This window comes from Streptomyces tatrensis (genome assembly GCF_049310065.1).
Taxonomy (GTDB): domain Bacteria; phylum Actinomycetota; class Actinomycetes; order Streptomycetales; family Streptomycetaceae; genus Streptomyces.
On sequence record NZ_JBMDLB010000011.1, the window covers coordinates 5,542,986 to 5,567,019 of the forward strand.

A 24,034-nucleotide genomic window follows, 5' to 3' on the forward strand; every position below is an offset into this window, starting at 1 on the left:
CGGCTACCGCGTTCCGCGGTTCCGGCGCACGTAGTACGCCCGGGTCACCACCGCCAGCAACGGCCCCCACGCCAGGACGGGGACGTAGCAGGCCCACAGTGCCCACGCGCCGGGGCCGCTGGTCGGGAACGCCTCACCGTTGTCGTTCAGCGGCGGGACGAAGCGGAAGAAGTAGTTCAGGGTCGCGTACGTGCCCAGTGCCGTGATCAGGAGCGCGCCGATCGAGGCCGGGACGACGGCCGCGCGGACCGGCACCGCACGGCCTCCGACGAACGGCAGCCAGGCGGGCAGCTGTTCGCCCCACGGCCGGACCAGCCCGAGGGTGAGCAGCGCGAGGCACTCGGCGATCAGCGAGAGCGACAGGACGTACGGCCGTTCCCCGGGCAGCCACACGTGGCCCGCGTACCAGTCGGGCCGGCCCGCCACGAGCGCGATGCGCCACAGTCCCGACGGCAGGGCGCACAGGGGGACGGCGTACGCCGCCCAGGTGATGCCGCGGGACACCTCCGGGGCGGGCCGGGCGGAGATCCCGTCGCCCTCGCGGACTCCGGCCCCGGCCGACGTGACAGTGATGGCGTTCATCGTGGTCTTCCATTCGCCTGGATGCGGCCCGGCGGCTGATCCCGCTCGTGGACGTCATCGATGTGTCCGGCGGGTACTACGGGCTGAGCATCGGGACGCGCGGGCTTGTCGGCGACGCCTTCTCCGTGGTGTGCCAGAAGAGCAACATGGCGGTATGGCGGGGCTGGCACGTGCGGGCGGACCGGATAGCCGATGCGGTCATGGACGCGGCGGAACGGGCCCGGGCGGAGCAGGCCCGGGCGGAGCGGCGCTGAGGTGTGCGGCGTCCTTGGGGCCCGGTCCTGCTCAGGCCTCCCGGGCCGCTTGTTCCAGGCGGGCGTGGTGGGCCTGCCACCAGCCCGGGCCGGCCTGCGGGACGCCGACGTTGGCCGGCTGCATGCCCGTGGTGCCGTCCAGGAGTTCGCGGAGGATGTCGGCGTGGCCGGCGTGCCGGTGGGTGTCGGAGACGACGCGGACCACGGCGTGGTGGAGGGTCACCTCGTTGTCGCCCTTAGGCCACCACGGGACCGTGCCGATCGTGTCCAGGGGGAGGGCTTCGAGCGTCGCGTCCGCGTGCGCCCACGCGCGGTGGTAGAGGCCGACGATGTCCGCGCGTGACTGGTCCGGGGTGGCCCACATGTCCGCGTTGGGTTCGGCGTCCTCCGCGACCCAGGGGAGGGGTTCGCCGGAGGGGCGGGCGAAGGTGTCGCCGAGGTAGCCCAGCTCCGTGGAGGCCGCGTGCTTGACCAGGCCCAGGAGGTTGGTGCCGGTCGGGGTCAGCGGGCGGCGGGCGTCGTACTCCGAGAGGCCTTCCAGCTTCCAGAGGAGGGCCTCGCGGGCCGACTGGAGGTAGAAGTGCAGCTCGGCCTTGGGGTTCGGGTCGGGGTAGGTCATGGGGGGATTCTTCCGTACGGATGATCTTCCGACATCGGCTTACCGCCGCACCCGCCCGTGAGTGCAGGCGTGAGCGCAGGCGTGCGCGTGGGGTGGGGGTGCGGGTGGCGTGGCGTGGAGCATCGGTGAAAAGGCGGGCACAGGGGTGTTCAGCAGTGGTTACCGCTAAGTAAATTACCGGCGGTAACACTCCGTCCTGCCAGGGAGGCACGCCGTGACCGCCGAATCGAGCCTGGTGAGGGTCGTCAAGCCAGTCCAGCCACTCAAGGCCGTCGAGCCCGTCAAGACCGTGATCGAGGGCCGGGTCCGCGAGGTGTGGGTGCCCCCGCTGGCCCCGGTGCCGGTCCGCGGGTCCCTCGGGGACATCCCCTTCGACAATGCCCGGGAGGCGCCGAGGGAGCCCGTACTCGCCCGCAAGGAGCGGGACGGGACCTGGCGGGACGTCACCGCCGCCGAGTTCGCCGCGGAGGTGCTCGCCGTCGCGAAGGGGCTGATCGCCGAAGGCCTGCGCCCCGGCGACCGGCTGGCCATCATGGCGAGGACCACCTACGAGTGGACCCTGCTGGACTTCGCGGGCTGGGCGGCCGGGCTGATCACCGTACCGGTCTACCCGACCTCCTCCGCGATCCAGGCGCGCTGGATCATCCAGGACTCGGGCGCCGTGGCCTGCGCCGTCGAGGACAAGGTGCAGGCGCGGATCATCAGCTCGGAGCGGGCCAACCTGCCCTGGCTGCGCCACCTCTGGGAGTTCGACACGGGGGCCGTGGCCCGGCTGGTCAAGGCCGGGGAGCACGTGCCCGACGAGGTCGTGGCGGCCCGGCGGGCCGGGTGCGCGCCGGAGTCCGTCGCGACGCTGATCTACACCTCCGGGACGACCGGGCAGCCCAAGGGGTGCGTGCTGACACACGCCAATTTCTTCGCCGAGGTGGACAATTCGGTGGAGCTGCTGCACCCCGTCTTCAAGTCGGTCAGCAAGGACCCGGCCTCGACCCTGCTCTTCCTGCCGCTGTCGCACGTCTTCGGACGGATGGTGGCCGTCGGGTGCATGCGGGCGCGGGTGAAGCTGGGCCACGCACCGAGCATCAGCAGCGAGGACCTCCTCGCGGACCTGGCCGGCTTCCGGCCGACGTTCCTGCTGGCGATCCCGTACGTCCTGGAGAAGGTCTACAACACCGCGCGCGCGACGGCCGAGAAGATGGGCCGGGCCTCCTCCTTCGACCGGGCGGCGCGGATCGCGCGCAGCCTCGGCGAGGTCGCGGTCGTGGAGGGCAAGCGGCCGGGGCTGGGCCTGCGGATGGCCAGGGCCCTGTACGAACCGCTCGTGTACCGGCGGATCCGGGCCGCACTGGGCGGGCGCGTCCGGTACATCCTCAGCGGCGGCTCCCCGCTCGGCCGGCGCCTCGCCGCCTTCTACACGGGCGCGGGCATCGAGGTCTTCGAGGGCTACGGGCTCACGGAGACGACCGCGGCCGCGACCGTCACCCCGCCGCTGCGGCCCCGGCTCGGCACGGTGGGGTGGCCGCTGCCGGGGACGGCGGTACGGATCGCGGACGACGGGGAGGTGCTGCTGCGGGGCCCGCACGTGTTCGCGGGGTACTGGAACAGCGGCATCGCGGTCGGCGGGGAACAGTGGCTGTGCACCGGGGACATCGGGGAGCTCGACGCGGACGGGTACCTGACGATCACCGGGCGGAAGAAGGACGTGATCATCACCTCGGGCGGCAAGAACGTGGCCCCCGCGCCCCTGGAGGACTGGCTGCGGGCCCACCCGCTGGTCGGCCAGTGCATCGTGGTCGGCGACAACCGGCCCTACGTCACCGCGCTGATCACCCTGGAACCGGAGGGGCTCCAGCACTGGCGGCAGATGCACAAGAAGGTGGGCGTACCGATCAGGGAGCTGGTCGCGGACGAGGAACTGCGGGCGGACCTCCAGCGGGCGGTGGACGAGGCGAACCGGCTGGTGTCGCGGGCGGAGTCGATCCGCCGGTTCGCGGTGCTGGCGGGGGACTTCACCGAGGAGCGGGGGCACTTGACGCCTTCGCTGAAGCTGAAGCGGGGCGTGATCGTGCGGGACTACGCACGGGAGATCGACGCGCTGTACCGGTCCTCCTGAGGGCCCGTAGCGCGTACGTGGGCTCCACGTCCGTTCCGGCGGATGACGGATGACGGACGACGGACGACGGATGACCGGATCGGATCGCGGCGGTCGGGTCCGGCCGGGGCGGCGCCGGGCAGGGTGGACTTCGAAAGGAGGCCTCGTGATCTCGGCACTCAACCGGCTGGTCGACCTCGTGGAGGGGCGCCTCGTCGTGGAACACCTCGACGAGGAGCACCCCGGGGAGCTCGACGTCCACGGACTGGCCGGGGAGCTCGGCACGACCGAGTACCACCTGCGCCGCATGTTCTCCTCGCTGACCGGCATGCCGCTGTCGGAGTACGTGCGCCGGCGCCGCATGACCGTGGCCGCCGCCGACGTGGTCCGGGGCGAGGACGATCTGCTGAGCATCGCCGTCCGGCACGGATACGGCTCGACGGAGGCGTTCGGACGGGCGTTCCGCGCGGTCCACGGCGCCGGTCTCAGCGACGTCCGCCGGGACGGAGGCCCCCTGCGCACACAACCCCGGCTCAGGATCCGCCTGACCGTCGAAGGGAGCATCCCCATGGACACCCGCCTCGTCGACCGCCCCGCGTTCCGGCTCGTCGGACACGCGGCCCGCGTTCCGCTCGTCCACCAGGGCGTCAACCCGCACATCCAGCAGCACATCACCGCACTGCCCCACGCCGGGCACCTCCGGCTGAAGGCGCTCGGCGACACCGAGCCGGCGGGCCTGTTGCAGGTCTCCGACGACGTCGACCCCGACGCCACGGAGGGGAGCGAACTGACCTACCTGCACGGAGTCGCCGTCTCCCGGGCCACCCCGGCTCCCGACGACCTCGACGCCATCGAGGTGCCGGCCGGCAGGTGGGCGGTCTTCCGCACCGCAGGGCCGCATCCGCAGGCCCTGCAGACGGCCTGGGCCGCGACCGCGACCGAGTGGTTCCCCTCCAACCCGTGGCGCCTGCGGCCCGGCCCCTCGATCGTCGCGGTCCTCGACCGGGCGGCCGACTTCAGTACCGCGACCTGCGAGCTGTGGCTGCCGGTCGAACCCGCGTGACGGCTCGCGGCGACTGAGTTGGCTGCCCCGGCCGTCCAGGCCGCACCGGCCGCACCGGCCGGGCCCTCCCGGGCGCCGTCACCCGTGCGGCTCCCTGGCCGATCGCCGCTCGCGTCCCGTGCGGCCCGCACCGCAGGCCCGGCCCCGCAGGGCCGTCGCCGACCGGAGCGCGCCCGCGCCGCACTCACCGCGCCGCGGCGGCCGGAGCGGCGTCGGCAGGGTCTGCTTATCGTGAGCCGACCGGTCCGGGGGGTCGCCCGAGGAGGGTGCAGTGCACCGTGCCCGATCCCGCTCGCGTTCCCACTCCCGTTCCCGTTCCCGTGTCGGCTCCCGTCCCCGCTCGCTGTCCCGGGCCCGTACCCGGATAGGCGCCGGGGTCGTCGGCACCGTTCTGGCCGGGGCCCTGCTCGCCGCCGTGCCCGGCGCGGTGCTGCCGACCCCCGCCCCCGCCGCTACGGGGATCCAGTGGGGCGCGTGCCCCGAGAAGCCCGTGCCCGCGGGCCTGCGGTGCGGCACCCTCACCGTGCCGCTCGACTACGAGGCCAAGGGCCAGGGCAAGGGCCAGGGCCAAGCCAAGGGGCAAGCCAAGGGCCAAGGCCAAGGCCAGGGGACCGTCAGGATCGCCGTCGCCACGCTTCCCGCCACCGGGCCCGCCCGCAAGCGGATCGGCTCCCTCGTGCTGAACTTCGGCGGTCCCGGCGCCCCCGGCGTCTCCACCCTCGCCGCCGACCCCAACGCCTTCGCGGAGCTCAACAAGCGCTACGACCTGGTCGTCTTCGACCCCCGCGGCGTCGGCCACAGCGCCCCCATCACCTGCGGAGGCACCACCAGGGAGGGGGACGCGCCCCCCGGCGGGCCCGCCGCCGAGCTCGCCGCCCTGCGCGCCGTCGCCAAGCGCTGCGCGCTGGACTCCGGCCCGGTGCTCCCGTACATCGGCACCGTCAGCGTGGCCCGCGACATGGACCTGCTGCGCCGTGCCCTCGGGGAGGACAAGCTCGACTTCCTCGGCTTCTCCTACGGCACGCGCCTCGGCGCGGTCTACGCCGCGCTGTTCCCGCGCAGCACCGGCCGGATGGTCCTCGACGGGGTCGACACCCTCACCGAGCCGCTCGGCGAGCAGGCCCTGCTGTCGGCGGTCGGCCAGCAGCGGGCGCTCGACAACTTCCTCGTCTGGTGCGCCCACCAGCAGGGCTGTGTCTACGGTACGAACACCCGTACCGCCAAGGAGAAGGTCCAGGCCCTCGTCGCCCGCCTGGACGCGGAGCCGCTGACCGGCGAGGGCGGAGTGCGCTTCACCGGGCAGGACGTGGCCGACGCCATCGGGTCCGCCCTGTACTCGCAGAAGACCTGGCCCGACCTCGCGGAAGCGCTCGAGCTGGTCGAGCGCAGCGCGGACCCCGTGGGGCTGATGCAGCTCGGCGGCCCGGACGAACCGCCTCCGCCCAGGGAGGAGACCGTCGGCGGCGTCACCGTGCCCGCCGACAACGCCACCTCCGCGCTCGTCGCCGTGAACTGCGCCGACGACCCGGACCGCGGCGACGCCAAGGCCTCCCCGGCGGCCGTCGCGCGGGAGCTGGCGGAGCTCCAGCCGGTCTTCCTCGCCGCCTCGCCGATCTTCGGGCCGCGCCAGCTGATGACGGTGCTGGCCTGCTACGGGCGCCCCGCCGGCACCGATTTCATCCGCAGGATCGACCGCCCGGCCGGCATCCCGCGCATCCTGCTCGTCGGTACGCGCGGGGACCCGGCCACGCCGTACGAGTGGACGGAGGAGACGGCGAAGCGGCTCGGCAACACCGTGGTCGTGGACTACAAGGGCGACGGCCACACCGGGTACGTCGCCTCGCGCTGCGTGCAGGGGTACGTGGACCACTTCCTGATCGACGGCCGGCTGCCCTCCGGGACCCGCTCCTGCCCCGCCGAGGAGTGAGGGCGCGGACCGCGCCGCCGGGCATGTGTCATGGCCGGCCCGCGAGTTCGTACGATCGCGCGTACAACCAGTGAGTCGGCCGAGTTGTCACACCAGGAGATCACCGCTGTCTTCCTGGGGGACGTCTTGAAGAGAATCACCTCGGCGGCGCTCGTCGCCGCCACCGCCGTACTCGGCACCCTGCTCGCATCCGGAACCGCACAGGCCGCGGATCCCGTCGACACCATCCACGCCTCTGCGGGTCCTGACGGCATCCTGGTCGTGGCCAACGAGCCCATGCCCGGCCTCGTCGCCCACCTTCGCAAGAAGGGCAGCGACACCCGGATCCGGACCGTCAAGGACTTCGTGTACACGGAGGGTTGCCGGTCCTGCGATGTGTCGTACAAGTCCGATGCGTTGAGATTCGCCGACCTGGGCCTCTACACCGTGGACGTCGAGTACAAGGGCACCGAGGGCGAGCGGATCTTCCGCAAGGCCGTGGCGGAACTCGACTACCGCGCGCTCGCCGACTTCGAGAACCAGACCACGTCCAAGACGGTCTCCCTCGACAGCCTGGACACCACCGTCTCCGCCGACCTGATCGCCCGCGATCCCCGTGACGGGAAGGTCAACCCGCTCGCCGGCAGGAAGGTGATCGTTACCCTCGAAGGCCAGTCCAAGACGGTTTCCACCGACGCCGCCGGACACCTTTCCGTGCCGGTGAACTTCAAGGGTACGGAGCAATCGGCCTGGATCTGGCTTGAGTTCGCCTCCACCGACCACGGCAGCGACGCGCAGGAGGCCGGCCCCAGGGTCGAGCGCCAGCCGGTGAACATCACCCTGGACGAAGGCTCCCGGTCGGTGACGGCCCCGTACGGCACCTACGCCACGGTCAGCGGATCCATCACGCGCACCGCCGCGGACGGCACGCGGAAGCCGATCGCCACGCCGATGCGGCTGGTGATCGACAACCGCTCGCTGTTCGCGTTCGCGAGCGATGCCACGGGTCGGTTCACCAAGGCCGGGAAGGTCCTGAAGTCCTCGACCTGGAGCGTCGCCGCCGGCTACAACCAGCAGTGGTTCGACTACCGCACGCAAGTCGAACTCGGTGCCACGGTGACGGCGGGAACCGCCTTCGACTCCGTCGCCCTGAGCGTGGACAGGGACCGCAAGGTGACCGGGCAGGCGGTTCTCGTCCAGCACGCCACCTCGGCGGCCCCGGGCCCCGCCAAGGTCGAAGTCCAGTACTCGGCCGACGGCCGCACCGGCTGGTCCACCCGCAAGACCGTGGACACCGTCATCAACAAGTACTTCAGCCTGCCCACGCTGGAGAACGCGCCGGTCGACGGCTACTGGCGCCTGCGGTACGCGGGCACGCCCGAGCTCCACGGGTCGACCTCGAAGCCCGTCCGCCTGACCCGGACCGTGACCGCCGTCGCGGACTTCAACGCGAAGCCCGAGCCGGTCCGCAAGGGCCAGTACCTCACGCTCACCGGCACGCTCCAGCAGCGGGCCGCGTCCGCCACGACCTGGCGGCCGTACGCGGCCAAGACCGTGCGCTTCTACTTCAAGCCCGCCGGGACCGGCACCTCCTACGCCTACATGGGTTCGACCACGTCCGCCGCCGACGGCACCTTCAGCCGGAGGTTCACCGCCAAGCAGGACGGCACCTGGCAGGCCCGGTTCCACGACGACGGCACCACGCACTTCGCGAGCAGCAGCCGTACGGACTACGTCGACGTCACCGGCTGACGAGACGGCCCGGCTGCTGCCGTGGCAGCAGCCGGGCCGTCCGCCGGTGTGCCGGTCAGCAGTTGGGGTGCGGCGTGCGGCCCGCGAAGCGGTCGGCGAGCCAGTTGCCCGCCGCGAGGGACTGGGTGATGACGCCGCTGACGTGCTCGCCGATCCAGATGGTGTCGAACTCGAGGTTCGTGCCCCGCGCGCACCAGTCGGAGCGCAGCCGGCTCCCGACGGAGTACGGGATGAGCTCGTCGGCGAGCGCGTGGTACTGGAACACGGGCGCGGCAGGGGCGGTGCGGCCGAGCTTGCTCTGGTTCAGCCGGGCCTGCCAGTCCGGCTGCGCGAGCGGGTTGCGGGTGGTCAGGTCGGAGATCCGCTTGAAGGATCCGGCGATGGCGTCGATGGCCACGCAGTTGTCCTTCATGGCGCCCACCAGGAGCTTCCCGGCCGGGTTGAGGTAGGAGTCGAGCTTCAGCTCCGGGAAGGCCGCGTCCTGGCCGGCGGCGGCCATGAAGATGAGGCCGGAGCCGTAGGAGCCGTTGTTGAAGTCGGCCACCTTCAGCAGGTCGGCCGGGACTCCGCCGGTCGCGGTGCCCTTGACCTGCAACTCCGGTGCGTACGAGCCCTGCAGCTCGGCGGCCCAGCTGCTGGCCTGGCCGCCCTGGGAGTACCCCATGATGCCGACGGGCGTGGTGGCCGGCAGCCCTGCCTCGGGTAGGCGGGTGGCCGCGCGGGCGGCGTCGAGCACGGCGTGGCCGGCGGAGGGGCCGACGGTGTAGGTGTGCACGCCGGGGGTGCCGAGGCCCTCGTAGTCGGTGACGACGACGGCCCAGCCGCGCAGGGTGAGCTGCTGGATGAGGTTGGCCTCCATGGCGGTGCCGTACGGGAGGTTGTTGCTCGGCGCGCAGGAGTCGCCCATGCCGACGGTCCCGACGGCGTAGGTGATCAGGGGGCGCGGGCCGGTGCGGCCGTCCTGCGGGACGATGACGGTGCCGGAGACCACGTTCGGGGCTCCGTCGGCGGTCGTCGAGTTGTAGTGGATCTTCCAGGCCTTGGCGTTGGTGGGCTGGCCGGGCAGCGGGTGGAACGCGGACGGCGCGCTGCTGACGATGTCGCCGGGTCGGGCGCCGGCCTCCGCGGCCTGGTCCTGGGCCTGGGCGGTGGTGGTGGGGATCGCGGCCGAGAGGGCCAGGGCGGCCACTGCGGCGAGTGCTGAGCTTCGGATGCGCATGGGGCGGCTCTCCCAAGGGTCCGGTGGGGGTGGTAGGTGAGGAGAAGGTAGTGACCGACCGGTAGGAACGTCGCTGACCGCACAGCTCAGCTTTCCTGGCCCGGGGCCGCATCCGCCTCGCCTGGCCCGCCCACCTTGTCGGCGTGGCCGCGGGTGCGGTACAAACGCGCGACACGCAGGGCGGAATTCAGCCATGCGGAGTATCGGACTTGGCATGAACACACCATTTGGGGGAGTTGTGGCGGTCGCGACGCGCATGGAGAAGTTCAAGAACCGGGCGACCTTGGGGCTGGTCCTCGCGGGGATCGGCCTCGCCGCCTTCTTCTTCGTCGGAATGGCCTCCCAGCAGCCCGCCGGCTGGGGCGCGGCCTATGCCTTCGCCGACCCGGTCACCGTCCAACTCCCCGGCAGCTGCGGGGTGCAGACCGTCGTGAGCCGCGGCGGCGGTTCGGGGCGCAGCACCGGCAAGTGCGAGGGCGCCGGGTGGACCGCCGAGGGGAAGGCCCGGACCGGCACGCTGTACTCGTACGCGGACGAGATCGCCCGCGACGGCTCGGGCAAGCTGGCGTACAAGGGCGAGGCCCGCGCGCTCGGCGACCGGGCGTACGGCAAGCCGGAGCTGTGGATCACCATCGTCCACCTGGCGGCGGCGGGTGTGGCCGCGCTCGGCGTGGTCGTCCTGCTCCTTGCCGCGCTGGGGGCGATGGTGCCGACCCGCAGGCGGGCCTGACGGCCCTGGTGGCCTCGATGGACCCACTGGTCCCACTGGCTCCGCTGACCCCAACAGCCCTTAATTGCTTGCGAGTTGGCGAGCAATTGACGCTCGCATCGTGAAGGGTTCGGGTGCTTAATGGTTCTCCGCGCAGTCACGCAACTGTGCGGTCAACTGGGGGAGTTCATGGAATCCAACGGGGTCACGGCACCGCCGCCGCCACAGCAGCCGCCACTGCCGCCCCTGCCGCCGGGCGCGGGGAAGTACGGCGTCGAACTGCGCATCAGCCGAAGGCTGTTGTGGGTAGGGCCGGCCGCCTATCCCTTGCGCAACATCGTCCGGGTGCATACCTCGGTGCTGTCGCCCGACCGGGCGAAGGCCGGTGTGCAGTTCCTGAAGCGGGGGGCCGCTCTGGCGGTGGTGCTGTACGTGCTCGTGGAGTTCGTCATCGATGAACCGAGCTACTCGTCCGGCATCTACGGCAACTACGAGGACAGCGCGAGCTCCCAGCAGCAGATGGTGTGGACCTTCGGGATCATTGCGGGGCTCTTCCTCGTGGCACAGCTCATCTACAAGGTGACCAGGCCGGACCTGCACGTCCTGGCCGTGGAGACTGCCAGCGGATCCATCGCGCTGGTGACGATGCGGGACAAGAGCCGGCTGGGCGTGGTCGTCCAGCACGTCGTCCACGCCATCGAACACCCGGAGGCGGAGTTCTCGATCCGGATGGACCGGGTGGAGCTCAACCTGAAGAGCTACTACCTCGGGGACAGCGTGAACATCTACGGCGGGGTGGGCAACGCGGGCGTGGTGAAGTCGTGACCGTGCCGCCCCCACAGGAACCACCGCAGCCACCGGTGGTGCCTCCCGTACCGCGGTCGTTGGCGCATGCGCAGGGCCCGGACCCGGACAGGCCGGGGTGGAGTCACGGGGTCGACGAATTCGGTGTCACGTTGCGGGTCAGCCGGCGCCTCCTCTGGGTGGGGGAAGCCGTCTACCCGCTGCACAACGTGGTCCGGGTGCGGAGCTTCGTACTCAAACCCAACCGGACCAAGGCGGTGGTCCAGTTCGGGCAGTGGATGGCCGTCGTGGTGGTGACGCTGGGGCAGCGCGACGACCTGCGCCGGTTGGTGCGCCGCATAGTCGACGCCATCGAACGCCCCGAGAACGAGTTCGCGGTCTACGTGCACCAGCTGCAAGTGAAGCTCGGGGACTAGCACTTCGGCGACACGGTCAACATCAACGGCGGTAAGGGCAACAAGGGGATACTGAAATGACGGACAGCGGCAGGGACGCGGACGGTGGCACCCACACCCACTATGGCGACAAGGTCGTCATGAACGACGGTCAGGGCAACATCGGCATCGTCAAGAACCAGTCCCCGACCATCGGCGGTCCGCAGGGGGCGCCGCGCATGCCCCAGGAAGCGATCCAGGAGCTGGAGCGGTTGCTCCTGGAGCTCCGCGCCCAGGTCACGCCGGCCGGCGCGGGCATCATCGACGCCAACCTGCCGGTCATCGCCTCCGCGGAGAGCGCCCCGGCGGCACGGTACGGGGCCCTGTCGGCCGTACTGGGCATCGCGGCCCTCGCGGGGGAGGTCGGGCGGCCGGTCTTCGATGCGGTGACCCAGCTGCTGGCGCTGTTGGGGTTGGCCTAGCCGAGGTCACGTCTTTGCTAAGTGAATAGGTTCCACTCGGCGAATATGTGCTGACAGTAAGCAGGAAAGGCTTGCTTTCTTAGGAAAGGCAAGCCTTTCTTGCGTCTTCCCGATTTGCAATTACACACGAGTTAATTGCTAAAGTCCGCCTCGGAAAGCGATCCCCACCCCGCCCAGGAGGCACCAGATGAACGCGGCAGTGCGACAGACGGCCAAGCGTCGGGTCATCCACCGGGGTCCCGCCCCACCCTGCGGACCGCGCTGCGCGTCGCCGAGGCCGGCACCGGAATCCGCCGTGACGGCCGGATCGAGTCGAGTGTCCGGGGTGTCGGCGTCGGTGCCGGTGCCCGCTCCCGCGCCTGTGACTGCGGTGAGCGGACCGAGCGCGGCGGCTGTGGCAGCGGTACGCAGCTCTGCGCGTCCTGCGGCGTCGGCGCCTGCCGGGGCTGCACCGCTCCCGCCTCCGCCTGCACCTCCTGCGAGATGAACGCCTGCACCTCCTGCGACGTCGCCGGAGAGGCCTGCGCCACTTGTGCGGTCAGTGCCTGCCGCGGCTGCAACGCCCCCGCCTCCGCCTGCCGCAGCTGCGAGATGAACGCCTGCCGCTCCTGCGCGGGCAACACCTGCGCCGAAGCCGCCCCCGCGGGCTGCTCCGCCCCGGCCCCGGCCGCGGCGGCCGCGAAGTCCCCGAAGGGCTCCTGCGGCACCGGCACCAGCAACGGCGGTTGCGACTGCGGCCTGTTCACCCTCCAGGTCCCCGGCGCCGCCCGGTAGGCCCGTCAGGCCGCGGGTATTCCCGTCGAGGTGTCCTCCAGCGTTCTGCGCAGCAGGGTGAGGGTGGACGCCAGCCGCTGCAGCGAGCCTGCCGTCAGCGGCTCGGCGAGCAAGGAGCGCAGTCCGTCCTCGAACGTGGGCGTGGCGGCGGCCAGCAGTTCGCCGCCCTCGGGGGTCAGCTCCAGCAGCGACGAGCGGCGGTTGCTGGGATTGGGCCGCCGGGCCACCCAGCCGGCCGCCTCCAGGCGGTCCACTCCCTTGCTGGTCGCCCCGACGGTGATGGCGGCCTCCTCGGCCAGGTCGTTGACCCGGCAGTCGTCCCGGCCGTCGATGATGCGCAGGAACTCGAACTGGTTCATCGTCAGTCCGTGTCCGGTGCGCAGCTTTTCGCCCAGCGCGTTGTAGAGCCTGGTCTCGCAGCGGACGAGGTCCATGAACACCTGCGCGAGGTCGGTCACGATCTGCTCCAGATTCGAGAGAATGATATTCCTAGGAATATAGTTCCTGGTGAAGAACTGCACTTCATCTGGAGGATGGCATGAGCAAGGCGCAGCGCGCGACGATCGACGCTCTGATCCGGCAGTCCCCGTTCGACGGCAGCCTCCCGCCGGAGCAGCTGCGCGAGGACTTCGAGATCCAGATGACTTCGGGTCCGGCCCCGGCCGGGGTGATCGTCACCCCCTCCGTCCTCGGCGGGCGTCCCGCCCTGACCGTCGAGCCCGAGGGCGGCTCCGCCGCGGGGACGATCCTCTACTTCCACGGCGGGGGCTGGGTCTTCGGCTCACCCGCCACGGCGCTGAACCTCACCGCCGCACTGGTGCGCCGCACCGGACTCCGCGCCGCCTCGGTCGACTACCGCCTAGCCCCCGAGCACCCCTTCCCCGCAGCCCTCGAGGACGGCACCGCCGCCTATCGCGACCTGCTCGACCAGGGTGTTCCGGCCGAGCGGATCGTCCTGGCCGGGGAATCCGCCGGCGGCGGCCTGAGCGTCACCGCCCTGCTCGCCGCCCGCGAGGCCGGGCTGCCGATGCCGGCCGCCGCGGTCGCCTTCTCCCCGGTCCTGGACGCCTCCCTCTCGGGCGGGAGCATGACCGCCAAGAACGACGCCGACCCGCTCTTCACCCGCGCGGACCTGGCCACCGTCTTCGTGCACTACCTGGCCGGACAGGACCCCGACCAGGCACTGCTGAGCCCGGCCCTCCACGGCGACCTGACCGGACTGCCCCCGCTGCTGCTCCAGGCCGGTTCCAACGAGGTCCTGCTGGACGACTCCACCCGGTTCGCCGCCCGGGCGGCCGCGGCCGGGGTCGACGTCCGGCTCGACATCACCGCCGACGTCCCCCACGTCTTCCAGGCCTTCGAAGGCCTGCTGGACGAGGCCGAAGCGGCTCTGGACCGCGCCGCACGCTTCATCACCGACGTACTCGCGAACCGGTCGGCTGACCGTCTTGGGCGGGTGGCTGCTCTGGTCGGCTGATCGTCCTGGCTGGTTGGCCGGCCTGCCGCTACGGGCCCCCCGACGCGATGCGGTACGCCCCCGGGGTGGTGCCCGTCCAGCGGCGGAAGGCGCGGTGGAAGGCGGTGTCCTCCGAGAAGCCCAGGCGGGCCGCCAGTTCCGCGATGGGTTCGCGGCTCTCCGCCAGGCCGGCGATCGCCGCGTCCCGCCGTACGTGGTCCTTCAGTTGCTGGAAGGACGTGCCCTCCTGCTGGAGCCGCCGCCGCAGCGTCGCCGGGGACACCGCCAACCGGGCCGCCACCTCGCCCAGTTCCGGCAGCCTCGGCGAGCCGCGCAGCGCCTGGGTCAGGGTCCGGCGGACCTGCTCCGCGACCGTGGTCCCGTACGCCGGCCGGGACAGGAGGTCGAAGGGGGCCCGCCGGAGCATCGCGTCGAGCGCGGCCTCGTCCCGGACCAGCGGAGCCGTCAGCCAGTGCGCGTCGAAGGCCACGGCCGCGCCCGTGCGCGCCTCGCCGAAGCGGACCGGGCAGTCGAAGAGCAGCTCGTACTCCTGCGCGTGCGGCGGCGCCGGATATGCGAAGGAGGCGTGGGCCAGCGGGATGCGCCGGCCGATCAGCCAGCTGCTCAGCCGGTGCCAGATGGCGAGCACGCACTCGGTGAGGAAGCGCTCCTCGTCCCGCGCGAACTCGTTCCGCACCGCGAACCACGCCTGCCCGCCCTCGACTTCGAGCGCCAGCTCCGGCCCTCCCGGGAACAGCCCGTAGAAGGTGGCGGAGCGCTCCACCGCCGCGCCGAGATCGCGGCAGCCCAGGGAGGCCCTGCACATCATCGCGAAGGTCCCGGGCCGGCTGGGGACGGTGGACAGGCCCAGGAACTCGTCCTGCGTGGCCCGGTACAGCGCCCGGAACAGCCGCGCGAACTGCGCCGGCGTGACCCGCGCCCGGTCGTCGCCCAGCAGCAGCGGCGGAATCTGCGCCTCCTGGAGCAGCGGCACGGTGTCCAGCCCGCTGCCGCGCGCCCCCGCGAGCACGGCACGCACGTGGTGCACGGTGACCGTCCGCCTCCCCATGGGTCCGAAGGTAGCCGCAATGAGCGCTGAGGTCAGCGGGGGTGACGCTTCCGGTCATGCCGCGGACGCCTCCCCGGTGCCTAGCGTCATCGGTACGACCCGAGGGGGAGCGACCCGAGGGGGTGCCACCCGAGTCGGTACGACCCGAGTCGGTACGACGCGAGGGGGAGGCGAGCCCGATGAGCCCGATGCATGCGAGCGAGACGGACGGAGCCGTGCGGCCGCGCACGCTGGCGGTCTTCACGGAGTGGACGGGCGGGCGGTACGCCGCCGAGACCGCGCTGCGGCACAAGGGGGAAGAGGGCGGGGGCGGGTGGACCACCGTCTCGTACGCCCAGCTGCGCGACCGCGCAAGGGAGTCCGGCCGCGCCCTGCTCGGCCTCGGGGTCGCCCCCGGTGAGCGCGTCGCGGTGCTCGCGGAGACCCGGCCGGAGTGGACGTACACCCACTTCGGGGTCCTGGCCGCGGGAGCCGTCCTCGTGCCGGTGTATCCGACGGCCGGGGAGGAGGAGCTCGCCTGGGTGCTGTCGGACTCCGCTGCCGTGGTGGTCGTCTGCGACGACGCCGCGCAGGCCGCCCGGGTGGAGGCGCTGCGCCCGAAGCTGCCCGCGCTGCGCGCGGTGGTGGAGATGGACGGGCTGCGCGCCCTCCCCGACCCGGCGCCGGAGGCCGAACTCCTGGCCAGGGCGGCCGCGGTGGACCCCGACGCCGACGCCTCCATCGTCTACACCTCGGGCACCACCGGCCTGCCCAAGGGCTGCCGCCTCACGCACGCGAACCTCGGCGCCATCCAGGACGCCATCCTCCCGCTGGTCAAGGGCGGCCCGGGGGACTCCACGTACCTCTACCTCCCCCTCGCCCACCTGCTGGCCCAGCTGATCCAGTTCACCACCCTTCTGGAGGGCGGTGAGCTCTGCTACTTCGGCGGCCGCATCGAGGACGTCATCGGTGAGCTCGCGGAGGCCCGCCCGACGCATCTTCCCTCCGTCCCCCGGCTGTTCGAGAAGCTGCACTCGGTGGTCCTCTCCCTCGCGGAGTCCCAGGAGGGCGGCGGCGCCCGCTTCGCGGAGGCGGTCAGGGTGGGGCTGCTGGCCGCGGAGGGCCGCTTGCCGGCGGAGGACCGCCCCGCGTACGAGGCCGCCGAGAAATCCCTGTACTCCCTGGTCAGGGGCGCCTTCGGGGGCCGCCTGAAATGGGCGCTGACGGGTGGCGCCCCGATCGCCCCGGCGACGCTCGACTTCCTGCGGGCCTGCGGCATCGCGCTCTTCGAGGGCTACGGCATGACGGAGTCGGGCGGGGTCATCAGCCTCAACCACCCGGACGGGGTCCGCTACGGATCGGTGGGCCGCCCGATCGCCGGGTGCGAGGTCCGCATCGCCGGGGACGGGGAGGTGCTGGCCCGGGGCCCGATGATCTTCCCCGGGTACCACGCCAACGACACCGCGACGGCCGAGGCGCTGGACGGGGAGGGCTGGCTGCACACGGGCGACCTGGGGGAGGTCGACCCGGACGGCTACCTCCACATCACCGGCCGCAAGAAGGAGCTGATCATCACCTCGGCGGGCAAGAACATCACCCCCACCGAGCTGGAGTTCGCCGTGCAGCGCTCGCGCTACGTCTCCCGCGCCGTCATGATCGGCGACCGCCGCCCCCACCCGGTGGCCCTGATCACCCTGGACGCGGAGGAGATCGCCGCCTGGGCCGCACGCGAGTCGGTGACCCTGGACCCCGCCGCCCCCGGCGACCACCCGGCCGTACGGGCCCTCGTCGCGGAGGCGGTCGAGGCGGCCAACGCCACGGTCTCCCGCCCGGCCCGCGTCCGCGCCTTCCGGGTCCTGCCGGGGGAGTTCACCGTGGAAGCGGGCACCCTCACCCCGACCCTGAAACTCCGCCGGAGGGTGGTGGCGGAGCGGTACGCGAGGGAGATCGAGGAGCTGTACGGGTAGGGGCCGTCAGGGCCCGTCGTCCGTTCGCCTCTACAGGTCGAGTTGGTATTGGACCGTCGTGTTCGCCGCGGCCCGGACCCGGTCCACGTCCCAGATGGTGATGCCGTGGTCGGTGTCTTCCATGGGCATGTCGTCCATGGCGCGGCGTGAGTCGGCGAACGTCCGGGCGAGGTCGTCGGGGACGGTTCCCTGCCATGACGCCAGCCGCTAGCCGGGGTGCGGGCGCTGGATGATCTCGGCGAGGGCGGTGAGGTCCACGTCGGGCAGTGGCAGGCGGGCGAACCTCAAGGTGAGCACCTTGCGGAAGCCGTGGGCCGGCAGGAAGTGACTGCCGGGCGATCCCGCCTGGGCCTGCGCGCTGACGCAGCGCCGGGCGTTGTCCCGGGCGGCGGCCACGGCGGCGTCGAGGAGCTGGGAACAGTGCCGGTCCGGAACGAGAGGGACGGCTGGGCGAAGTTGGCCGGTCTGTCGGTTCCTTGGCAAAGGGTTAAAGCCGTCATCGCAGGGGCGCGTCCGCGGGGAGGCCGAAGTGCCGGCGGGCGGCGACGGCGGGATCAGCCCACTTGGTGCCCATCAGGCGGTACACCTCGTCCGTGGCCTGCTTCGACCAGCGCTTGTTCCAGACCTCCGGTTCGTGTCCCTCCGGGTCGTTGATGCTCGAATGGACCCGGGGGCCGTCCAGCTCGACGAGCCACGGGCCCACCTCGCCGAAACTCCCCTTCACCAGGTCCGTACCCACGCGCTCGTACACATGGCACGCGGCGAGCACCCCGACGCTGTACGCGCCCTGCGCCGGCATCGGGGTGACCTCGATGATCCGCACGTCGCAGAAATAGCGGAGCTCCCACCCCGGCACCTCGCCGTAGCGCACCGGAAGGGAGCGTCGAAGGTTCTGGGTCGCTGCCAGATGATCCTGGATCACCGGCCGCATCGTGCGGACGAACTCCGGGTCCAAGGGTTGGAGCGGCGGTGTCGGCTCCTCGCATCCGGTCGACGCCAGCGCAAGCGCCAGCGCCAGCGTCGCTCCCCACAGTCCCGTTCCCCGTCTCATTCCCCTCCAGACGCGCCATGCCGATGTTCGGTTGCACCTGTCCGATCCGAGCGAAGGTCCTGAACACCCTTGTGGGGAGCGGTGCTTAGAGTGACCCCGTCGACCGGCGGGGGAGCCGGTCAGTGAGTGGGGGAGAGCCATGGCATTCCGTAAGTTCCTGAGCGCCCTCGGCGTCGACGCGCCGAGTGTGGAGACGGTCGTCGAGAACCCGCAGGTCAGCCCGGGTGGGACGCTGCGCGTCGTGGTCACCGCCGTGGGTGGCGGCGCCGACGTGGACATCGAGCGGGTACGGCTGGAGGTGGTCGTACGGGCCGAGGACCGCGAGCTGAGCGGCGGCAAGACCGCCTGGAAGCACCCCTACGTGGTCGCGACGGCCGATCTCGAAGGCTTCCGGCTGCCCGCCGGGGAGACGGTGACGGTCCGCGGTGAGGTCGTACTGCCGTGGGAGATGCCGCTCACACACGCGCTGGGCGCGCCCATCACGGGCGGGCGGGCCGCGGTCCGTACCGAGCTGGCCGTCGACAAGTCCGTGGACCAGGGGGACTTCGACGAGATCGAGGTCCATGCGCTCCCGGCTCAGGACGCGATCCTCCAGGCCTATACGGACCTGGGATTCCGCCTGCACGAGGCCGAGGTCAAGATCGGGTTCCTTCCGAAGATGGCGCCGCGCATGAAGTCGCGGCAGACGGCGAAGTACTGGCAGGAGATCGACTTCTTCTACCCGGAGCGCTTGAAGTGGGGGCTGCAGGAGCTGGAGACGGTCTTCACCGCCCGTGAGGACTCCCTTGACGCCCACCCGGGCGGCAATCCGGCGGCCACGTTCGTCTACGACGAGCTGGACCAGCAGGCCTGGACGGAGAGTCTGCAGAAGCACGTCGTCACGTACTTGCCGTCCTTGGCGTAAGCCCGGGAAAGCCGGTCCGGGGGTGGCTTCACTCCTGGGCCGGCGCCCCGGCGTCAGGCCGCCTCCGCCACGGCCACCGCCAACGCCACCGCATGCCCGCGGCGAGCAACCCGATGTACGTCACGAACAGCCCCGCCCCGAACACGGCCTGGCTGGTGTGGGTGCCGGTGTCCTCGTACTCGTCCAGCGAGTACAGCTCGCCCTTGCGGTCGCCCTCGGCGAGCACCCAGCCCGTGTCCCAGCCGTAGCCGGTCGCCGGGTCGTAGGCCGGGGCTTTGAGGAGGGCGTCCCGGTCCGGGGTGCACCGGTAGGCGCCCGCGCGGTCCCGCGGGGCGTACGGGTCGCGCCAGCGCACCTCGCAGCGGCCGTCCGGATCCTCGTTGAGGACGGTCAGGTCGATCTGGCGGAGCTCGGGAAGCGGGGTCGGCTCGTACAGGCCCGCCGAGAGTGCGATCAAGGCGATTCCTGCCATCAGGACCCACCACCGGGACCACCACCGTGCTCTGCCCACCCCGCCTCCTCCGTATGTGTGGGGTCAGGATGAGCCGGAAGGCGCCGCACGGCCAGGGTCCGGCCGCAGGGGAATGCGGCGTTCCGCCGTGCCGCATGTCAAGCGGAATGTGGAATGGATCATGACTACGTCGAAATGGTCCAATCCCTACTTGACCGGTCGGCCCCGCCCTACACTTCGAGCCGTCAACGCCAAAAAGAGCCAGGGGGGCGCGATATGGCGGGTAACAATTCGACGGTCCAAGTCCGTGTACAAGAGGGTGTGCTGTGGGTCGACGGTGAGGCCTATCCGTTGCACAACATTTCCCACGTAGGGCAGCGCGTATTGGAGGTGGACAAGGGAGCGGCCTGGCGCAGGTTCATCGGCCGGGCCTTGCTCTGTCTCGTCATCGGCGGAATCGCCGCGGCCATCTTCGGGAACGTCGCCGGAGTCATCGCGGTCGCCGTCTTCGGGCTGCTGATCTGGCAGCTCGTGAAGGTCATCAGCAGGCCCCCGGTGTACGGCCTGGTCCTCAACACCTCGGGCATCCAGCGCGAGGCGGTGTGGTCCCTGGACCGCGCCGAGATCGAGAACCTGGTCTTCGAGATCACCAAGGCCATCGGCAAACCCAACGCCGCGCCGGTGACCATCAACATCAAGGAAGCCGTCATGGGCGACCAGATCAAGCAGTACGGCGCCGGCAGCATCGGCCGGGCCGAGCACAGCGGCTCCGGAGACATCCGGGGAGGCGGTCGGTGATGGCCGGCGACAGTTACACGCAGCACGGCGCCGGAAGCATCGGAAACGCCACGCACAGCGGCTCCGGAGACATCGTGGCCGGAGGGAAGTACGCCGGCGGAACTCCACCGGAAGCCTCGGCGATCGAAAAGCTTCTCGAAGAAGTCCAGGCGATGAGGCAGCACCTGGACGAGAGCGATCGGGCGGAAGTCGACGCGGCGGTGGAAGAGCTGCGAGAAAATCCGCCCGAGGGGAGATTCAGGAGAATTCTCGGGACGTTCTCCGGAATTGCCACGCTCGTCGGAGAAGCGGGAGTTCCTGTGATCACGGCGGTCAAGGCCCTACTGGGCTGAAAGCAGGAAGCGGAAGGCTGGGGGGCCACGGGCAGTGGCCCCCTTTGTCCTACGCCTCTTCCGTGACCCCGCCGAGGAACGCCGACCAGGCCCCGGGGGCGATGGCGAGCTGGGGTCCGGTGTGGACCTTGGAGTCCCGGACGTGGACGGAGTCGGCGCAGTTGGCGACCTCTACGCACTGACCGCCTTCGCCGCCGCTGTAGCTCGACTTCCGCCAGTCGAAGGCGACTTCGAGGCACTCGCCGCCCTCGCCGCCGCTGTAGCTGCTCTTGAACCAGGCCAGGTCCGTGGTGTTCATCGTTCTCCCAGCGTCTTCTCGATCAAGGTCAGGGACTCGTCTGGCGTGAGCGCCTGTGCCCGGATGATCCCATAGCGCTCGGCGTAGATCCGGACCTGTTCTGGATCGGTCACCAGGTTGGGGCGGTTGTAGGTCTCGCTGTAGGCGATCTGCTGCCTGCCCTTGGGATGGATGAGGCTGAACGACCCTTCCATCGCCGTGTGTTCACCCCTGCTGAACGGCACTACCTGAAGCTCCACAGTGCGGAGCCGCCCGATCTCCAGGAAGCGGCGCAGCTGGCCTTTGTGTACGTCTGTGCCGCCCACCGGGCGCAGCAGAAGACTCTCGTCGAGGACGAAGCTGAAGGTGGGTGACGGCCACCTCTCGAAGATCTGCTGGCGGGCCATCCGGTCAGCCACCCGCTTCTCGATCGCGGCCTCGTCCAGTAGTGGACGGCGTTTCGCGAAGATGGCCCGCGCATGGCCCTCTGTCTGGAGAAGGCCCATCACGCCCTGGTAGCTGTAGTCATGGATCGCGTCGGCGCTTGCCTCCGCCTTCGCGTAGTCCCGGAACCAATCCGGGTGTCGGGTCCGCGCCCGCTTCAGCGCTTCCTTCACGTCCGGGATGGCCGCGTTCAGGACGCCCCCGGCGCCAAGCGCTCGGTCGACGTTCTCCAGGAAGTCCGGCTGGGGTGTTCGTACGCCCCGCTCGATGGAGGACACCAGGTCCTCTCCCACGTGGACGAGCGCCGCGAGCTCCTTCTGCTGCAAGCCCGCCCGTTCCCGCAGCACCTTGATGATTTTGCCGAGCGCCTTGAAGAGGTACGCGGTGCCGTCGACCTCCACGGGTCGCTCCGGCTCCTCCTCGCGTTCCGACAGGTCGTTCATTTGCCTTCTTCTTTCACGGACAGTGACGGTCAGGTGGCATCGATGGGACCTTCAGGTCGAGTGGTGTAGGCATAGCCGTCGGCTCGTTGGAGGAGCTTGAAGTGTGCGTGGCGGATGCCCTGGACGAGGCCGTGGGCAGTTCTGATGTTGAAGCTTCCGGCGGCACGGACAGCGATCCGGCCGGTGTGGGTGCCGGTCTTCTTGCCGGTGGGGACGATCGCACGGGCCAGATCTCCGGTCTGGTAGCCGAAGAACTGCTTTGTCCTGGGCAGACGGAGGCGAGGGAAGCCGTACTTGTCGGTGCGGGTACGCGCATAGGTGCCGCGCCCTGTGGCAGCAACCGCGAGGACACAGGCCGGCGTACGGATGACGGCGTTGAGTTCGCCCACGCATAGGGCGTCGAGGGTGTGTGTCTTGGGGGTGCCGGTCCGTTGCCGGTTCCATTTGGTGCGGCCACCCGATGTGGCGCGAACTTCGGGGAAGGTGGCGTCGAGGGCGCGCCACAGTGCCCAGCTGGTGGCGTTGACGGACGCCGCGTCGCGGAGCGGTGATTTGGCCTGGGCGAGGATCCGGACCAACAGGCGCGGGGAGCCCTTGAGGAAGTCTTCGACGGACTGGTTGGACTTCCTCTCGTTACAAGGGATGCAGGCGGTGCACAGGTTGGAGATGCGGTCGCTGCCGCCCAGTGAGCGGGGGTGGATGTGATCGATGTTCAGCGGGACTCCGGTGGCGCCGCAGTAGGCGCAGGCCCGGCCCCACTTGGCGAGGAGGTATTCGCGGGATTCTGTGCCGTGCAGGGTGCCGTACTGGTACTCGGCCCCCTCCAGCGGCCCGCCGTTGGACATGGCGTGGGTGTCGAACGCAACGCGCTCCACATGCACCACGCCGACGGGTGCCCAGCGGGCAAGCCGGGTGGCCCACGACGTGGTGGTGTCCACACGGTGACGCAACGAAGGGGCGAGCCAGCTCTTGGGGCGGGCGCGGTTGGAGAAGCGGGGCGCACGATAGCGCAGGTTTCGCGAGCGCCGACCCCGTCGGTAGGCGGATCGAGCGATGAGCTTGTCCCGGATCATGCTGCCTCGGTGGCCAAGTTCGACCGAGTACAGGCCGCGGCGATTGCCGCCCTTGGCGGTGAACACGGCGATCCCGGTGTACTTGGAGCCGGGGTCGATTCCGAGGTGCACACCGTCCACTTGTGATGCGGCGACCGTGCGGTCTTTGAGTCGGATGACGAACGGGGTATGCCGGGCCACGGCCGCCCGCCCTTGGCTGAGTAGTTTGCGGGCCCTCGCGGGGCTGGTGGGTTGGAGCGGTACGCCGTGCTTGTCCAGGACGAACACGACGGGGTGGCCCTCACGGGCCCTCGCCCCAACCTGATGGTTGGGGGTGACGCCATCGATGCCAGGTGAGGGATCGGTGGTCTCCCCTCGCACATGTTCCACGCCGGTTACCGCACGAGTGCGGTGTTCGCGTCCCGTTTCGTCCCCGATCCGGGGGGTGTCTGCTGACTCGAATTCCAGAGCAGCCCGCTGAGGAAGCACGGACTGGTGGGTCTTCTCGCCTACGTGGAACGTAGCCAACTTCGTTCACCTCCACACACGTGTGTTGGCTGGTGCTGGTAACGGCGGCCTTCAGCCACGAAGGCTGAGGGCCCCCTCCGAAAGGAGGGAGATCCCGTTACACGCTGAACCGCCCTCGCCCGTACAACTCGTACACGCAACAGCCCTCGGCCCTACGGGGGTTCCCCGTAGCGCCGCCGTTCCTGGAAAGCGTACGGCGGACCGGCCACGCTCGGTGACGTGACGATGGAATTGAGTGACATGGCACCGGCGGAGTTCCGGCAGCGCCTCTCCGCCACCCCGCGCGGGGCCCGGCTGGCCCGGCGGCTGGCCGGGGTGCAGCTCGCGGCCTGGGGGATCCCGCACGGTTGCGCCCTCGCGGAGGACGTGGAGCTGGTGGTGGGGGAGCTGGCCGCGAACGCCGTGCTGCACGGGCGGGTGCCCGGCCGGGACTTCGAGGTGCGGCTCGGCTACGACGGGCTGCGGGTCCGCGTGGAGGTGAGCGATGCCCGGGGGGACCAGGCGCCGCCCGAGGAGCCGCCGCCCGTGGACCCCTGGTCGGCGGAGGGTGGGCGCGGGCTGGTGCTCGTACGGGCCCTGGCGCGGGAATGGGGCGTCGCGCCGAGGGCGCCGGGCGGACCGGGGAAGACGGTGTGGGCCTGCCTGTGACGGTG

Annotated in this window: 26 protein-coding genes and 1 pseudogene; 16 read left to right on the forward strand and 11 right to left on the reverse strand. The window is 71.0% G+C overall.

Going from position 1 to position 24,034, the window contains the following annotated elements:
- Nucleotides 1-3: 3 nt before the first annotated feature.
- Nucleotides 4-582, reverse strand: a complete 579-nt coding sequence (locus ACODT5_RS41240; RefSeq protein WP_422524086.1) for a hypothetical protein — start codon at nt 580-582, stop codon at nt 4-6.
- A 47-nt stretch (nt 583-629) separates the two neighbouring features.
- Here ACODT5_RS41240 and ACODT5_RS41245 point away from each other — a divergent pair, with 47 nt between their 5' ends.
- Nucleotides 630-836, forward strand: coding sequence for a hypothetical protein (locus ACODT5_RS41245; RefSeq protein WP_422524087.1), 207 nt, complete (start codon nt 630-632; stop codon nt 834-836).
- Nucleotides 837-867: 31 nt separating this feature from the next.
- Here the strand turns inward: ACODT5_RS41245 and ACODT5_RS41250 are convergent, their stop codons facing one another.
- Nucleotides 868-1,455, reverse strand: a complete 588-nt coding sequence (locus ACODT5_RS41250; RefSeq protein ID WP_422524088.1) for a DinB family protein — start codon at nt 1,453-1,455, stop codon at nt 868-870.
- 289 nt (nt 1,456-1,744) lie between these two features.
- Here ACODT5_RS41250 and ACODT5_RS41255 point away from each other — a divergent pair, with 289 nt between their 5' ends.
- The 4 genes from ACODT5_RS41255 (at nt 1,745) to ACODT5_RS41270 (ending at nt 8,268) form a co-directional block, all read left to right on the forward strand.
- Nucleotides 1,745-3,568, forward strand: coding sequence for an AMP-dependent synthetase/ligase (locus ACODT5_RS41255; protein WP_422525191.1), 1,824 nt, complete (start codon nt 1,745-1,747; stop codon nt 3,566-3,568).
- Nucleotides 3,569-3,713: 145 nt separating this feature from the next.
- Complete coding sequence (locus tag ACODT5_RS41260; protein WP_422524089.1) at nt 3,714-4,610, forward strand: AraC family transcriptional regulator; 897 nt, start codon at nt 3,714-3,716, stop codon at nt 4,608-4,610.
- A gap of 271 nt (nt 4,611-4,881) precedes the next feature.
- A complete protein-coding gene (locus tag ACODT5_RS41265; RefSeq protein ID WP_422524090.1) occupies nt 4,882-6,537 on the forward strand; it encodes an alpha/beta hydrolase in 1,656 nt (551 codons plus the stop codon).
- A gap of 126 nt (nt 6,538-6,663) precedes the next feature.
- Nucleotides 6,664-8,268, forward strand: coding sequence for a hypothetical protein (locus ACODT5_RS41270; protein WP_422524091.1), 1,605 nt, complete (start codon nt 6,664-6,666; stop codon nt 8,266-8,268).
- A gap of 55 nt (nt 8,269-8,323) precedes the next feature.
- Here ACODT5_RS41270 and ACODT5_RS41275 read toward each other — a convergent pair whose 3' ends face one another.
- Nucleotides 8,324-9,487, reverse strand: coding sequence for a lipase family protein (locus ACODT5_RS41275; RefSeq protein ID WP_422524092.1), 1,164 nt, complete (start codon nt 9,485-9,487; stop codon nt 8,324-8,326).
- Nucleotides 9,488-9,701: 214 nt separating this feature from the next.
- Between ACODT5_RS41275 and ACODT5_RS41280 the strand changes: the two genes are divergently transcribed.
- From ACODT5_RS41280 to ACODT5_RS41300, 5 genes are all read left to right on the forward strand, one after another.
- Nucleotides 9,702-10,217 (forward strand): hypothetical protein, encoded by a 516-nt coding sequence (locus tag ACODT5_RS41280; protein ID WP_422524093.1) that lies wholly within the window; start codon nt 9,702-9,704, stop codon nt 10,215-10,217.
- A 168-nt stretch (nt 10,218-10,385) separates the two neighbouring features.
- Entirely contained in the window at nt 10,386-11,021 is a 636-nt protein-coding gene (locus ACODT5_RS41285; protein WP_422524094.1) for a DUF6232 family protein, read from the forward strand.
- Nucleotides 11,022-11,059: 38 nt separating this feature from the next.
- A complete protein-coding gene (locus ACODT5_RS41290; protein ID WP_422524095.1) occupies nt 11,060-11,416 on the forward strand; it encodes a DUF6232 family protein in 357 nt (118 codons plus the stop codon).
- A 56-nt stretch (nt 11,417-11,472) separates the two neighbouring features.
- Entirely contained in the window at nt 11,473-11,856 is a 384-nt protein-coding gene (locus tag ACODT5_RS41295; protein ID WP_422524096.1) for a hypothetical protein, read from the forward strand.
- A gap of 483 nt (nt 11,857-12,339) precedes the next feature.
- The gene (locus tag ACODT5_RS41300; RefSeq protein WP_422524097.1) at nt 12,340-12,630 is read left to right on the forward strand and encodes a hypothetical protein; all 291 of its coding nucleotides are present in this window, start codon (nt 12,340-12,342) and stop codon (nt 12,628-12,630) included.
- Nucleotides 12,631-12,635: 5 nt separating this feature from the next.
- Here ACODT5_RS41300 and ACODT5_RS41305 read toward each other — a convergent pair whose 3' ends face one another.
- On the reverse strand, nt 12,636-13,088 hold the full coding sequence (locus ACODT5_RS41305) for a MarR family winged helix-turn-helix transcriptional regulator (protein WP_422524098.1): 453 nt from the start codon (nt 13,086-13,088) through the stop codon (nt 12,636-12,638).
- Nucleotides 13,089-13,168: 80 nt separating this feature from the next.
- On the opposite strand from ACODT5_RS41305, the gene ACODT5_RS41310 reads away from it, so the two are divergent.
- Nucleotides 13,169-14,107, forward strand: a complete 939-nt coding sequence (locus ACODT5_RS41310; RefSeq protein WP_422524099.1) for an alpha/beta hydrolase — start codon at nt 13,169-13,171, stop codon at nt 14,105-14,107.
- A gap of 28 nt (nt 14,108-14,135) precedes the next feature.
- Here ACODT5_RS41310 and ACODT5_RS41315 read toward each other — a convergent pair whose 3' ends face one another.
- Nucleotides 14,136-15,155: an AraC family transcriptional regulator gene (locus ACODT5_RS41315; RefSeq protein WP_422524100.1), complete on the reverse strand. Its 1,020-nt coding sequence runs from the start codon at nt 15,153-15,155 to the stop codon at nt 14,136-14,138.
- A gap of 179 nt (nt 15,156-15,334) precedes the next feature.
- Between ACODT5_RS41315 and ACODT5_RS41320 the strand changes: the two genes are divergently transcribed.
- Entirely contained in the window at nt 15,335-17,101 is a 1,767-nt protein-coding gene (locus ACODT5_RS41320; protein WP_422524101.1) for an AMP-dependent synthetase/ligase, read from the forward strand.
- Between the two features lie 63 nt (nt 17,102-17,164).
- On the opposite strand, the pseudogene ACODT5_RS47000 reads toward ACODT5_RS41320, so the two are convergent.
- Nucleotides 17,165-17,518 (reverse strand): annotated as a pseudogene (locus ACODT5_RS47000) (GNAT family N-acetyltransferase); the annotation flags it as partial.
- A 79-nt stretch (nt 17,519-17,597) separates the two neighbouring features.
- Nucleotides 17,598-18,152, reverse strand: a complete 555-nt coding sequence (locus tag ACODT5_RS41330) for a hypothetical protein (RefSeq protein ID WP_422524103.1) — start codon at nt 18,150-18,152, stop codon at nt 17,598-17,600.
- 139 nt (nt 18,153-18,291) lie between these two features.
- On the opposite strand from ACODT5_RS41330, the gene ACODT5_RS41335 reads away from it, so the two are divergent.
- Nucleotides 18,292-19,056: a sporulation protein gene (locus ACODT5_RS41335; RefSeq protein ID WP_422524104.1), complete on the forward strand. Its 765-nt coding sequence runs from the start codon at nt 18,292-18,294 to the stop codon at nt 19,054-19,056.
- A gap of 28 nt (nt 19,057-19,084) precedes the next feature.
- On the opposite strand, the gene ACODT5_RS41340 is transcribed toward ACODT5_RS41335, so the two are convergent.
- Nucleotides 19,085-19,528, reverse strand: a complete 444-nt coding sequence (locus ACODT5_RS41340) for a hypothetical protein (RefSeq protein WP_422524105.1) — start codon at nt 19,526-19,528, stop codon at nt 19,085-19,087.
- A gap of 255 nt (nt 19,529-19,783) precedes the next feature.
- Here ACODT5_RS41340 and ACODT5_RS41345 point away from each other — a divergent pair, with 255 nt between their 5' ends.
- Entirely contained in the window at nt 19,784-20,305 is a 522-nt protein-coding gene (locus ACODT5_RS41345; RefSeq protein ID WP_422524106.1) for a DUF6232 family protein, read from the forward strand.
- A complete protein-coding gene (locus ACODT5_RS41350; protein WP_422524107.1) occupies nt 20,305-20,637 on the forward strand; it encodes a hypothetical protein in 333 nt (110 codons plus the stop codon). Before ACODT5_RS41345 ends, ACODT5_RS41350 begins: the two co-directional genes overlap by 1 nt.
- Nucleotides 20,638-20,686: 49 nt before the next feature.
- Here the strand turns inward: ACODT5_RS41350 and ACODT5_RS41355 are convergent, their stop codons facing one another.
- The 3 genes from ACODT5_RS41355 to iscB are packed head-to-tail and all read right to left on the reverse strand — an operon-like array spanning nt 20,687 to nt 23,243.
- Nucleotides 20,687-20,935, reverse strand: coding sequence for a DUF397 domain-containing protein (locus ACODT5_RS41355; protein ID WP_422524108.1), 249 nt, complete (start codon nt 20,933-20,935; stop codon nt 20,687-20,689).
- Nucleotides 20,932-21,801 (reverse strand): helix-turn-helix domain-containing protein, encoded by an 870-nt coding sequence (locus tag ACODT5_RS41360; protein WP_422524109.1) that lies wholly within the window; start codon nt 21,799-21,801, stop codon nt 20,932-20,934. The genes ACODT5_RS41355 and ACODT5_RS41360 overlap by 4 nt, the downstream gene beginning before the upstream one ends.
- Nucleotides 21,802-21,830: 29 nt before the next feature.
- Nucleotides 21,831-23,243 carry an RNA-guided endonuclease IscB gene (gene iscB, locus ACODT5_RS41365; protein WP_422524110.1) on the reverse strand — a complete coding sequence of 471 codons (1,413 nt, stop codon included), beginning with the start codon at nt 23,241-23,243 and terminating at the stop codon, nt 21,831-21,833.
- Between the two features lie 363 nt (nt 23,244-23,606).
- On the opposite strand from iscB, the gene ACODT5_RS41370 reads away from it, so the two are divergent.
- A complete protein-coding gene (locus ACODT5_RS41370) occupies nt 23,607-24,029 on the forward strand; it encodes an ATP-binding protein (protein WP_422525192.1) in 423 nt (140 codons plus the stop codon).
- Nucleotides 24,030-24,034: the final 5 nt, after the last annotated feature.